Source organism: Blastocatellia bacterium (assembly GCA_016713405.1).
In the GTDB taxonomy this organism is placed as follows: Bacteria; Acidobacteriota; Blastocatellia; order Chloracidobacteriales; family JADJPF01; genus JADJPF01.
Genome location: JADJPF010000011.1, coordinates 116,788 through 129,768, shown reverse-complemented (window position 1 = coordinate 129,768; position 12,981 = coordinate 116,788). Strand labels below are relative to the sequence as shown.

At 35.5% G+C, this 12,981-nt stretch carries 8 protein-coding genes, 1 tRNA gene and 1 pseudogene; 1 reads left to right on the top strand and 9 read right to left on the bottom strand.

Features of this window, described 5'->3' with window-relative positions:
- Nucleotides 1-2: 2 nt before the first annotated feature.
- The 7 genes and pseudogenes from IPK14_15220 to IPK14_15190 all read right to left on the bottom strand — a co-directional run bounded on the left by IPK14_15220 (nt 3) and on the right by IPK14_15190 (nt 9,416).
- Nucleotides 3-1,197, bottom strand: a pseudogene (locus IPK14_15220) (aminotransferase class V-fold PLP-dependent enzyme).
- 161 nt (nt 1,198-1,358) lie between these two features.
- Nucleotides 1,359-3,041 carry a TonB-dependent receptor gene (locus IPK14_15215; GenBank protein ID MBK7994674.1) on the bottom strand — a complete coding sequence of 561 codons (1,683 nt, stop codon included), beginning with the start codon at nt 3,039-3,041 and terminating at the stop codon, nt 1,359-1,361.
- On the bottom strand, nt 2,945-4,363 hold the full coding sequence (locus IPK14_15210; protein MBK7994673.1) for a TonB-dependent receptor: 1,419 nt from the start codon (nt 4,361-4,363) through the stop codon (nt 2,945-2,947). The genes IPK14_15215 and IPK14_15210 overlap by 97 nt, the downstream gene beginning before the upstream one ends.
- 363 nt (nt 4,364-4,726) lie before the next feature.
- Nucleotides 4,727-6,064, bottom strand: coding sequence for a 5'-deoxyadenosine deaminase (locus IPK14_15205; GenBank protein MBK7994672.1), 1,338 nt, complete (start codon nt 6,062-6,064; stop codon nt 4,727-4,729).
- 36 nt (nt 6,065-6,100) lie between these two features.
- Nucleotides 6,101-7,306: a tetratricopeptide repeat protein gene (locus tag IPK14_15200; GenBank protein ID MBK7994671.1), complete on the bottom strand. Its 1,206-nt coding sequence runs from the start codon at nt 7,304-7,306 to the stop codon at nt 6,101-6,103.
- A gap of 30 nt (nt 7,307-7,336) precedes the next feature.
- Nucleotides 7,337-8,200: a 3-hydroxybutyryl-CoA dehydrogenase gene (locus tag IPK14_15195; GenBank protein ID MBK7994670.1), complete on the bottom strand. Its 864-nt coding sequence runs from the start codon at nt 8,198-8,200 to the stop codon at nt 7,337-7,339.
- A 43-nt stretch (nt 8,201-8,243) separates the two neighbouring features.
- A complete protein-coding gene (locus tag IPK14_15190) occupies nt 8,244-9,416 on the bottom strand; it encodes an acetyl-CoA C-acetyltransferase (protein MBK7994669.1) in 1,173 nt (390 codons plus the stop codon).
- Between the two features lie 447 nt (nt 9,417-9,863).
- Between IPK14_15190 and IPK14_15185 the strand changes: the two genes are divergently transcribed.
- Entirely contained in the window at nt 9,864-11,117 is a 1,254-nt protein-coding gene (locus IPK14_15185; GenBank protein ID MBK7994668.1) for a serine/threonine-protein phosphatase, read from the top strand.
- Between the two features lie 41 nt (nt 11,118-11,158).
- On the opposite strand, the gene IPK14_15180 is transcribed toward IPK14_15185, so the two are convergent.
- Complete coding sequence (locus IPK14_15180) at nt 11,159-12,661, bottom strand: HAMP domain-containing protein (protein MBK7994667.1); 1,503 nt, start codon at nt 12,659-12,661, stop codon at nt 11,159-11,161.
- Nucleotides 12,662-12,750: 89 nt separating this feature from the next.
- Nucleotides 12,751-12,823, bottom strand: a tRNA-Val gene (locus IPK14_15175).
- Nucleotides 12,824-12,981: the final 158 nt, after the last annotated feature.

Sequence of the window (12,981 nt, the reverse complement as noted above, 5' to 3'; positions counted from 1 at the left end):
ACCTACATTTTTAGATTAGCAGCAGATAAGTGCTTTTCATAGGCATTAGTTTCTAAAATTTCTTTAATATTTTTAACTGTAATTTCTAGCTCTTCGTCTTTGGTATAAAAATGCGGAGCAATACGAATTCCTGCCCCAGGGCGATAATCTACTAGAATTTCTCGTCTAATTAATTCTTTTGTTACAGCAGCACCATTATTAACATCAATAACTACTGCTCCTCCGCGTTCATTTGGGTTTCGCGGTGTTGGTACACGCCAACCTTGTTCTAAAGCAGAATTAATTAACCAAGTAGTTTGACGAGTAGATTTTGCCCTAATACGTTCTACACCAATTTCATTAACAATATCGTAACCAGCCTGCGCACTATAAAGACAAGGAATATGAGGTGAGCCATGCAAAAATCGGAAAGCATTTGGAGCATAGCGAATTGCTCCGGTTTCAAAAGCAAATGGGTCTTGATGGGCTTGCCAGCCTGTAGTGCGTGGCTCTAGGCTATCTCGTAAATCTGGTCGGACATAAAGATAACCTGCACCAGGGCCACCGCAAAGCCATTTAACTGAGCCTCCAACAACAAAATCTACATCTAAATCTTTAACATTAATTGGAACAGTACCAGCAGATTGATATGTATCTAAAATTACATAAGCACCAACTTCATGTTGCGCGTTTAATAATAGCTTTTGCATCTTGTAGAAAAGAACTCTTAAATAAAACATGTGAAATAGGAACTAGCAAAGTTTGTTCATCTATAGCAGCTAACATTTTTTCTAGCGAAACCGTCATCCCATCATCGGATTCTACAACATTAATACGAAAGCGACCATCACGGGCAAAAGACTCATAAACATACATTACACTAGGAAAATTTAGAGATGAATAAACAACCTTGTTTCGTTTTGTAGTAGGTTGAAAGCAAGAAATAATCAAAGATTGAGCTATAGAAACATTTTGGTGCATTGCAACTTCGCCTGGGTTAGCACCTATAATTTTGCCAACTTTATCACCAACTGTTATTGGCATATCCCACCAACCTTCAGTCCAAGCCCGTACACCACGACTAGCCCACATATCTGCAAATTCATTCAATTTTTCATAAACCCTGCGTGGCATTGCCCCTAGAGAATGGCTGACCATATAGACAGTCTTTTCTAGGATTGGAAATTCTTTACGCCACTCTAATAGATCATCAGACATGATATTTTTCCTTTTTAAGTTTGTTATAAATAAATTGTTGTTTCTTTAGCGGCGATTTTATCATTGCTAGAACTGAGTGCAAACCAGAAAATTTGCTATTAGTTAACTTTATTTACTTGTATTTACTAATAGTTAACAAACTTTTAATTTTCCTCGAAATTTTAAAAAGAGAGCCGCAAACCTAACTGTATTTGACGAGCAGGAAAAGCACCTCGAAAATTTGCTGGTGGAGCAATAAAACGACCATTTTCTACTGGTGGAAGCATAAAACTACGAGTTCTTCTAATTGGTAAAAAGACTCGGTTAATTTGATTAGGATCTATATTTACTCTATTAAATAAATTAAAGCCTTCAATAAAAGCTTGGATACGATAGGTTTCTTTGACAGAAAAATTACGAGTTAAACGAAGGTCTACAGTAGCAAAACCTGGTGTAATACCAACATTTCTTCCTAAAAAAGCAGGTCGATCTCTTGGTGGAGTGTCTCCGCTACGATCTAAATCTACACCTGCAAGCAAGTTATAAGGACGGCCCGAATTAAGACTAATAATTGTAGAAAGACGAAAATTTCTTAAAAAAACATTTTTACTATAATTTAAGTCCCAAACACCTGTCGAAACTAATCGACTCCGTACATCTTGAATAGAAAGCCCTCGCTCTAAACCTGGTTGTAAAGGGTTAGCTATTTCTTGAAATAATGGGAAAAAGTCTACAGTATTATCAATAGCTTTAGAAAAAGTATAATGTGTAAGAAGGCTAAAACGGTTGTTAAAGCGTCGGTCTAAGGAAACAGTAAAAGCATGATAATAGCTATCAAAAGCTGATTCTAATTCAAAAATACTTCCTCTTGATGGGTTAACACGTCCTCTTATCGCGCTTTGTATAGGATCGCCCAAAATTGGCCTAACAATAGGGTTAATATCTCTTGATCCAAAAAGTTTTATTCCACGAACAAAGTTGTAACTTAAGGAAAGCTTAGTTACTGGGTTAAAGGTATAATCTATGGCTAAAGTGGCTTGTTGAGCATAGCTATCACGCAAATTATTATCTATAGCAAAATTTTGTGAAAGCTGAGGAATGGCTAGTCTTCTAAATTCCTTTGGGATTTCATTACCTATAGCAAAGCGTCTTCCTGGCTGGTTAAAAGCAAGAATAGAAAAAGGAAAAGGAAAAGTAAGATTAGTCAATCTACCAGAAAGTTCTGCCGTAAGTATTACACCAGCTAAAGGCGCACCAACAAAAATACCATAAGCTGCCCTAATATTAGCTTTAGGCAATTTAGTAGGCTGATAAGCAATAGCCAACCTAGGACTAAAGCTTAATTTTGACCTAGGAGAAAACCTTACAATATTAAGGTCATACCTTAGACCTGCTTTGATAATTAAATTAGGACGTACCCTTATATCATCTTGAAAATATGTAGAAAAAAACTTGTAATCACTAGCACTTTCAGCATTACCAAAGCTTTGAGTAAAACCTATTGGAATAGCTAAATTTTGTATTGGTAACCCTCTAGGAAAATCTGAAAATCTGCTTTCTAGCACTATCCTTAATAGTTTTAAGTCCTGTCTTTGGTTAAAGTTACGCTCTGCTGGAGAAAAAGCGTTAAAAGGCATTAAAACTCGTCCAGGAACAGAAATTCCAAGTGCCATGTTTATATCAAACATATTAAAAATTGCAGCACCAGCTTTTAGAGAAGGTAAAGAAAATTTACCTAAATTAGAGTAAAAAATATCTACTCCAAACTTTATTTGATGGCGATTTCTTGGCAAAGAAATATTATCAACAAATTGATAAACATTTTCTTCTCTAAGTTGTGGTAGCAAAACATTCCGCCCAAACAAAATTCCCCCTCAACAGCATCAAGTTGAATTTGTGGGCCATTTTCATCAATAGGCAAAATATCCTGATCCCGCCGGCTAAAAAGCAGCCGCGCTTCATTAACTAAATTAAATTTTGTACTTATATAAGTATTGCTTGCAGCAATTGTATTATCAGAAAGTCTTTGTATTCCTCCAGCAGTTTCAGCAATTAACCCTCGGAAGTCTTGAAACGATCCATCATAGTTAAAGCCTCCATTGTAGCGAACCCACAATGTACTGTTAGGAGAAAGCTGGCTATCCACTCTAGCAAGCACTGAAGTTGTACCAACGGCATAAGTAACTATCCCATTTCTTAAGTTAAATCCTTCATTTTGAGTTACTCTAATTGCATCTTGGCTTAGAGTAACAATATTGCTTTGTTCAGCAGTTAAACGCTCAAAAGAAGTAAATAAAAATGTCTTATCTTTTTTTATAGGCCCACTAAATAAAGCTCCAAATTGATATTGATTTAGAGCTTGTTTTTTACGTGCAAAAACATCACGAGCAGCAACAGCATCATTTCGGTTAAGAAAAAAGCTTTCTCCTCGAAATTCATTTGTCCCGCCACGAGTTACAATATTAACAATTCCTCCTAAAACCCTTCCAAACTCTGCACTGTAGCTATCTGTAATTACTTGAAACTCTTGTACAGCATCTTGTCCAAATGATGAACGCGCTGCACCGCTTACGTGATCATTATTATCCAGACCATCTATAGTAATATTATTAAATCTAGCCGATTGACTATTAGCAGAAATTCCAGAAGTTGCAACAACGCCATTTGACGGCAATCTATCAGCTAAAACACGAGGAGAAATAATTGAAAAGTCTAAAAAATTACGCTGTTGGGAGGGTAATCCTTCAATCCGAGCTTGTTCAATATTTGTGCTACTTTCTGTTTTTGGCTCAAGATTTTGATTAACAGTAACCAAAATAACATTTGGGTCTGTGCCAGCAATATCCATGAAAAAATCTATAAGTGCAGTAGTCCCTAAAGTTAAAATTACAACTTCTTTAACATTAGTAAAACCAGTTGCTTGAGCAATAATTTCATATTTTCCCGGTGGAAGCTGTGCAAAAATATAGTTTCCTTTTTCCTCAGAAACTACTTCATAAGTTAAATTTGTTTCCACCTGTCGAGCCGTTATTTTTGCTCCAGAAATTACAGCATTTGTCCGATCCTGGATAACTCCCGTTATTGTGCCAGTTGTAGCCCCTGTTTGCGCTAAAACTAGTGGTGTCAAACAAATAAAAAAATTAGTGCCAATTAATAAAAATAAAGCTACTGTCCGAATAAAAAACATTATCGGCCTCGAAATAATAAAATTGACTATATTTATTTATAATAATTGATTTTAGCTTATCTTGGAACTTGGACAGAAGCAAAGGGTGACAATTATTTTTAACTAATTTTTTGTAATGTGCAATTTATAAATTTAATAAGAAAATTATGCTAAATACTCTGTAAACTAAATTTTCTGATATTTTAATCTTAAGCCCCAACGGGGCGATATAGTATTTTCTTAGTATTAAAAGACTATGTTGCCCTTACAGGGCTTAAAGAGACTTAACTATTATTTCCTAGGGTTGAAACCCTAGGCTACATTTATTTCGCCCCTCTGGGGCTTTAAGAAATAAAAATGTCAAAAAACTTAGTTTACGCTGTACTAAATACCTGCACGTTTTACTAAATGCTTATATTCTTGGTGGGCTGTGGCAATAACTTCTTTTTCATCCATTATTTGTAGTTGCTGGTCTTTCATTACAATTTGACCATCAATTAAAACTGTCTCCACATCACTAGCATTAGCTGAGTATACTAACGTAGAAAGTAGGTCTGGTGTAGGGGTACAATGTAACTTATTTAGGTTAACAATAATGATGTCAGCACGTTTACCAATTTCAATTGAGCCTATTTCTTTTTCTAAGCCTAGGGCTTTGGCACCAGCTAATGTAGCCAAATAAAAAGCGGTTCTTGCAGGCAGGGCAGTAGAACCATACTGCATTTTTTGTAGTAGTGCTGCTAGGCGCATTTCCTTAAAAATATCTATATTATTATTACAAGGTGCGCCATCTGCGCCAATAGAAACAGAAACACCTTTAGCTAGCATATCTGTTATAGGTGCAACGCCTGAGCCTAGTTTTAAGTTTGATGAAGGACAATGTAAAACATGCGTGTTAGTTTCTGCTAAGATTTGTTGCTCGCGGTCATTTACGTGGATGCAATGAGCTAGAGCAACATTTTTACCTGCTAGACCAACTTTTTGCAAATATTCTATGTTACGAAGTCCTGTTTCGCTTTCTACTACTTCAATTTCTCGGCGATTCTCTGAAGCATGAGTATGAACTATCATTTCCTTTTCTTTAGCAATACTAGCAACTGTTTCAAGCAGTTCTTGAGTGCAAGAAACAGCAAAACGAGGTGCAAAACAATAGCGTACCCGTCCGCTAGGGCTATGCCAGGACTCGATTAAATCTAAAGAAGCTTTTAGAGAATCTTTTGTATTTTCTGCTAATCTACTAGGAACGCCTAACCCTTTATCCATCATACATTTACCAATAATGGCTCTAAACCCTGTTTTTTCAACAGTTTCTAAAACCGTTTCTGTATGATGAACAGTTTCCATAGTCAAAGCTGAAGTTGTGCCAGATTTAATTAATTCTCCTACTGATAGGCGGGCCGAAGCTGCAAGTGAGGCTGGATTATGTGCTGCTTCCATCGGCCAAACACGTAAGCGTAGCCAGTCGAGTAGCTCTAAATCATCAGCAGAACCACGAAAAAGAGTTTGACAAAAATGTAAATGAGTTTGGATAAATCCAGGGCTAACTAATTTTTCTGTAGCATCAATGATGGTTAATTCTGAAGACTTGTTTTTTAACTCAGCAATATCAATATCTTTTTTTATATCAACAATAACACCATTTTCTATCAACAAATCCAAATTTTGAATTTGTGCATTTTCCCCAAAAATCACTTGACCATTTCTAATCAAAATTTGCGTCATAAAAGATATTTTTATTGCCCCACAATTGAAAATTCTCTAGTTTTCCAACGAAAGGTTTTTTAAGACCCGATGTAGCAGTTGTGCTAAACGTTCATCGCTACTTGTAATAACTTTTTTTGCTGTTACTTTTGCATGACCAAAAATTGGCAGCAACGGCAACTGCATCCCTGCACGCGCTTTTAAAGCATTGCGATAGCGGGCAATAGGTTTAATTTCATAAGCTGCGCGAAAATGTTCTCTTGCTTTATCAAGTAAATTGCGCTCTAAATAAATAGTCCCTAAATTATATAAAGCTGCGTCAAAAGCTGGATCTAGCTCAATAGCTTTACATAAATGCTTTAGGGCCAACTCTTCTTGTCCTTTGATCATATAAACATGCCCTAGAACAAAATACATTTCAGCATTTGGTTCTAACCTTAATGCATGCTTAAAATGCGGCAAAGCATCATCTAATTGGCCTTCACTTGCCCAAATACGGCCCAAACTATAATGAGCTAAAAAGGAATCAGCCTTAACACTTAAAGCCCTGACAAGCCTGGACTTAGCTTTTTCTATCTCTCCGCCATCACCATAACTAATACCTAACATTAGCAAGGCTAAATAATGATTAGCGTCATGTTCAACTGTATTTTCTAAATAATGTTGTGCAAGAGTAAGTTTATTTTTATAGAAAAAATACTCCCCTAAAAAGAAATTTAGCTCAATATTTTCTGGATTTAGCAACACTGCTTTTTCTAGTAAACGTACACCTCGACGTGCATCTTCTTCGCCATTAGTAATTAAAAGTAACCCTTCAGAGACAAAAAAATTAAATTTTTCATCCACTGATTTGCTTGCACCTAAAATTTTTTGACGGCGTACATCTAGTTTTTCTCTTAGGTTGTTTTGTTCATGTTTTTCTGCCAAACGTATTTGCCAGATAGCAACTAGCTTTTCTTTATTAATCAGCCCATCTTCAGAAAGTAGCGAAATCAACGCATCAATCATTGAATGGTCATAAAGGCTACTAGTAGCTTGGCGTTGAAAAAGCTCTAAAAGGCGGTCAAAGCGTTCCTGCATACGGCTAAGAGAATACTCTAAAGCACTAATGCGTTCTAAGAGATGTTCTTCTACTCCGCCAATAGGAAGTATTTCTTCAAGTGCTGCGCGAGGAACAACAGTAATCATTAATCTTGTATAACATTTAGAACAAAGTTCTTGTGTTACAGAATTTGGGGCTTTACATGCTTGGCAAAAAATCATAGGGCTTATCTTTATTTATATTTTTATTAGTTAATATTGATAGAATCCTCGTCCGCTCTTACAACCTAACCAACCAGCATCAACATATTTTTTTAGTAAAGGGCAAGGACGATATTTTGGATCATTAAAACCTTCATAAAGAACATTCATAATAGCTAGACAAACATCTAGCCCAATAAAATCAGCTAGTTGCAGTGGCCCCATAGGGTGACGCATACCTAGCTTAATAACTTCATCTACAGCCTCAGCCGTTGCTAGACCTTCATAAACTGTAAAAATCGCCTCATTAATCATTGGCATTAGAATCCGATTAGAAACAAAACCTGGTGCATCATTGACTAGGATTGCTACTTTTCCAAATTTTTCTGCTAGTTTTTTTACAGTCTGGAAAGTTTCATCTGAAGTAGAAAGTCCGCGAATTAGCTCTACTAGCTTCATTATAGGAACAGGGTTCATAAAGTGCATTCCTATTACTCTATCTGGTCGAGCCGTTGCACTAGCAAGTTTAGTAATAGATATAGAAGAAGTGTTGGTAGCTAAAATTACTTCTGGTTTTAACATACTGTCTAGGTTATAAAAAACTTCCATTTTTTTAGCTAAATTTTCACTAATAGCTTCTATTACTAAATCAACACCTAGAAGTGTTTTAAGGTCTATACTTGTAGAAATACGTTTAATAGCTTGTTTCTGTAGTTCATCCGTTAAACGACCTTTTTCTACTTCTAGCTTAAGGTGACTATTTATTGTTTGTTTGCCATGGCTAACAAATTCTTCTCGCACATCATGAAGAATTACCTTAAATCCTGAGCGTGCCGCCACTTGAGCAATACCTGTTCCCATTGTGCCGGCACCAATAACGCCAATTGTTTTTATTTCTGCTAATTCTTCACTCATACAAGAAACCAAAAAACAATTTTAATAACAAACAATAATTTATTTATCTTTCCACAGCCATTGCTACAGCATTACCGCCGCCTAAACAAAGTGTAACTACTCCGCGTCGAGCATTACGGCGTTTCATTTCATAAAGTAAAGTAATTAAACAACGTGTTCCGCTAGCTCCAATAGGATGTCCTATAGCCACGGCTCCACCATTAACATTTACTCGATTAACATCTAATGATAATTCTCGGCATACAGCTAAAGCTTGGACAGAAAAAGCTTCATTTACTTCAAAAAGGTCAACGTCTGAAGCTTGCCAACCAATTTTTTTCAATAATTTTTCTACAGCAATAACAGGTGCCATCATTACTTTTTTAGGGTCTGTTCCCCCAACAGCTTGTCCAACAATTCGCGCTAGCACTTCACGATTTCCAGCACGTTTACTACTCATTACAACCACTGCTGCACCACCGTCATTAACTCCAGGGGCATTGCCTGCTGTAACTGTGCCTTGAGGGTCAAAAGCTGGTTTTAACTTAGCTAAAGATTCTAGCGAAGCATCTGAGCGAACAGATTCATCAGTCTTAAATGCTAAGGGGTCGCCCTTTTTTTGAGCAATTTCTATAGGTAAGATTTCTGCTTCAAAATGTCCTGCGGCTTGCGCTTCTAAGGCTTTTTTATGAGAATTTAAGGCATATTCATCTTGTTCTTCACGAGAAATTTTATACTCTTTTGCTACCCATTCTCCGCTATTGCCCATATGCCAATTTTCAAATGCACACCAAAGACCATCTTGAATCATAGAATCTAAAACTTGACCATGCCCTAAACGGTAGCCATCTCTTAATTTAGGAAGTAAATAAGGAGCATTCGTCATAGATTCCATTCCACCGGCAACCACAATTTCTGCATCGCCACATTGAATTGCTTGCGCGGCTAACATGACAGATTTTAGCCCTGAGCCACAAACTTTATTGATTGTCAGTGCTGAAACAGCAGCAGGTATTTTAGCGTTAAGTGCTGCTTGACGTGCAGGGTTTTGTCCAAGTCCAGCACTAAGTACATTACCCATAATAACTTCTTCTACTTCACCTGCTTCTATTTGCGCTCGTTCATAAGCAGCTTGAACGGCTTTTGCTCCTAACTCTGTAGCCTTAAAACCTTTAAGACTTCCTTGAAATCTTCCTACAGCAGTACGAACAGCACTAACAATTACTACTTCACTCATGCTAATTCCCTTTCCATTTAGCAAAATTTAGCTAATAAATTTAGTTGATAACACATTGATTTATTGTAGTTTGTGCCTTTAACTTACAACTTGTGATAACTAACTGTCAAGGTATGAAAAGCTATAGACTACCATTTAGAAAGAGAAGTTAAGTATTTTTTATTTATTTTTATTAATCTCTGCTAATACAAAATAAATTTATTTTTATCAATCTATTAAATTTATATAGTAAATTTATATGTTTATATTATATAACTTACCTTTACATAATTAATTTATTGGAAATTGTGCCTTAATATTTAAAAGAAATTTACCTTAAATTTCTAACAATATTTCTTTTAAAATTAAGCTTTTTTAGAACATAGAATTAACAAAACCCCAATTAAAAGTTGTTAACTCTCTAAACTCTAAACTTATTAATCCATCACTAATTTAGGGAGAAATCTAGTGTATAGCAAAAATGATTATGACCGTTTAGTATTTTCCAATATAGCAGGATGCACAGATATTGGATTAGTAAGACAAAATAATGAAGATGCTTTTATTATGGCAGACCTAACACTAAAACGCACTCTGCCAGATACTTTCTCTATTAGTCATTTGATTACGGAAAACTGTTTATTATTAGTTGTTTCTGATGGGGTAGGTGGAACTAATGGAGGTGAGATTGCTAGCGAATTAACAGTTCTAGCTGTTAAAGATGCTTTAATGAAACTGCCTACTTATCTTTCAGCTTATGATCGTCTAGTAGCAGCGATAGAGGAAGCAAATCATATAGTTTGGAATGAACGTCAAAACAATCCTACTTTAAGTAAAATGGCTGCCACAGTTACAGCAGCACTTATTGAAGGCAATCAAGTTTATATAGCAGAAGTAGGTGATAGTCGAGCTTATTTAATACGAAATAACAATATTAAACAAGTTACTACTGATCAGTCATTTGTAGCTCATCTAGTAGCAAAAGGTGTTATTAAGCCAGAACAAGCCGCTACACATCCACGCAAAAATGTTGTTTTACAATCTATTGGAAGTCAAGAAGCAATTAAAGTAGCTGTTAGTATGTTTCAACTAAAACGACGAGATACTTTGCTACTTTGTTCAGATGGATTATCTAATTTAGTTCGTGCTGATGAAATTTGTTTTGTTGCTAGCTCACTTACTCCAGAAAATGCTTGTTGGCGATTAGTCCAACTAGCAAAAGAACGTGGTGGACAAGACAATATCACACTAATTTTAGCTAACTTTGAAGGAGAAGTCCTTAATCAAGACTTTTCTAACGAATCCCTAACAGCAGCACTTAAACCTTTAGCTGTCTTTGATCCTGATGAAGAAATAGAAAAAAGTCATAAACGAACTAAATTACTAGGCAATAACACTAGTAGCAAAAAATTTGCTACCCTTAGTGATTTCTCTCATGTTCCTTCACTAGTACCTGTTTCAACTCTTTTTGCTTTTCCAAACTCCGCTATTATCAAACAAGACTGTAATTCATTAATGGAATACTTAACTTATTGTGAACAATTACTTATGTTAAAAACTGACCAAGTAGAACAAGCATCTGTATGGCTAGAGTCTAATGGTATGCAATATACAAAGTTAGCAGAAACTCTTGAACAAATACAAAAAGCTTTATCAGAGCTTTCAACTCTAAAAGAAACTATAGAAGACTTTCAGAAAGTTTGGGAAAAACCAAAGCGTTAGATTATTGTTTAGCAAAATATAACAATTTTGTTAAATATTTGTTAAATAGATGGCATAGCCTCTAATGCTATTTTTTCCTCGCCATTTTCCATTGCTTTAAGTGGCAACCAAACACGAAAAGTAGTACCTTCATCAACAACACTATTAACCGTTAAATTACCCCCATGACCCTCAATAATACGTTTTACTAGGGCAAGTCCTAAACCTGTACCTGTTTCTTTTGTTGAAAAATAAGGCTCAAATATTTTTTCTAAGTTTTGTGTTTCAATACCGCTACCAGTATCAATTATCATTACTTCTAGCCCAATATTTGTTGGGTTAAATTTAACTTCTAGCTTTCCACCATTAGACATTGCTTGTTGAGCATTTAGAATTAAATTAGAAAAACAACTTTTTAAGCGTTCCACATCTGCTTCAATAATAGGAATTTTTGTTTCTTCATCTAGCAGCATTTTTATATTTTGTTGCTCAGCTTGTTCTGTAGTTAAGGCTAAAATTCCTCCTATTAACTCTCGTAAATCTATAGGTTTAGGATTAAGGTTTAGAGGTCGGCCATAACTTAGAAAATTGCGTATTAGTCTATCTAAACGTTTAATTTCATCCTTTATACCATCCATTTTTTCTGTGTAGCGTTCTCTAGCATCTTGATCCAATGGGGCAAACTTGCTACGTAGATAATCTATAGTTAAAGAAATATAGTTCAGAGGGTTTTTTACTTCATGTGCAATACCTGATGCTAGTCGTCCAACTATTGCAGATTGTTCTGCACGATGAAGCCTAGCTTCTAGTTCTCGTCTTTCTCGTAAACCCTTTACCATTTCATTAAAGACTTTCATTAATTGTCCTAGCTCGTCTTGCCTTGTAACAGTTAAGTTGATATCAAAATCTCCTTCAGCAACTCGACGTGCAGCCGTGACTAAATCTGCTAAAGGTTTAATAAAACCAAAAATTAAAAATAAAGATATTGCTACGGATAAAGTCAAAACGCTCCCCGTTCCTAAAAGCCTTATAGTTGAAGTATCTCTTAATTGTCCACTTAAATCATCTGAGAAAATAATGATTATATAAGTCTTTTGTATGGAAGGTTCATCTACTAACTCATAACTAGCAGGAACTTGTGTTTCAATTGGGAAAGTATAAACTTTATAAGGTAAATTCTGATTAGTTAAAACAGCAAAATCTGTTGCTTGTTCAAATGTACCATAATCTAAAGTATCAAAGTGTTTATCTCTATCATCTTCATTAGAGCTATCAACAATTACTCCATCTTCTCTTACAACCAAAATTCGCTTAACATAAAAACTTGTAGCATCCTTCATTTTTTCTTGTTTAAGAAATGTCCTAACATATTCATCGCTAGTTATAGAACGTTGTGCAACATTGATGGCTAAGGCAAACTCAGCACGTTGTTTTTCTACTTTTTTAACAATTGCTCGTTCAGCCCATTGATTTAATAAAAATAATACCCCTGTAGCAATTACTAAAGTAAGAATTAGGACTAACGCAATACGGGCGCGAAAAGAATATAGATCGACTATTCCCATAAGTTCCCCATAAGTTTTTTTGTGAGAAGGTTTGGTTGGTTAGACGAAAAAAGCAGCCCTAAAGGCTGCTTTTTTAAGAGAAAATTTAATGGGCGGTACTGGACTCGAACCAGTGACCCTTGGTGTGTAAAACCAATGCTCTACCAACTGAGCCAACCGCCCAAGGGACTAACTAAAACTATTTTTTTGTGAAGTGGGGAGTTTAATGCTTAAGCTCAGTTTATGTCAAGACTTTATTACCTTAAATTTTATTTTCTTCCCAGTTTTTTGCAAAACGTCAAAAATTCTTTAACTATTTGCTAGAGTTCACCACCTCAATT

Excerpts from the sequence above, each read along its gene's own strand:
- IPK14_15210 (MBK7994673.1), bottom strand. The coding sequence starts at position 4,363 with ATGTTTTTTATTCGGACAGTAGCTTTATTTTTATTAATTGGCACTAAT.
- IPK14_15205 (MBK7994672.1), bottom strand. The coding sequence starts at position 6,064 with ATGACGCAAATTTTGATTAGAAATGGTCAAGTGATTTTTGGGGAAAAT.
- IPK14_15200 (MBK7994671.1), bottom strand. The coding sequence starts at position 7,306 with ATGATTTTTTGCCAAGCATGTAAAGCCCCAAATTCTGTAACACAAGAA.
- IPK14_15195 (MBK7994670.1), bottom strand. The coding sequence starts at position 8,200 with ATGAGTGAAGAATTAGCAGAAATAAAAACAATTGGCGTTATTGGTGCC.
- IPK14_15190 (MBK7994669.1), bottom strand. The coding sequence starts at position 9,416 with ATGAGTGAAGTAGTAATTGTTAGTGCTGTTCGTACTGCTGTAGGAAGA.
- IPK14_15180 (MBK7994667.1), bottom strand. The coding sequence starts at position 12,661 with ATGGGAATAGTCGATCTATATTCTTTTCGCGCCCGTATTGCGTTAGTC.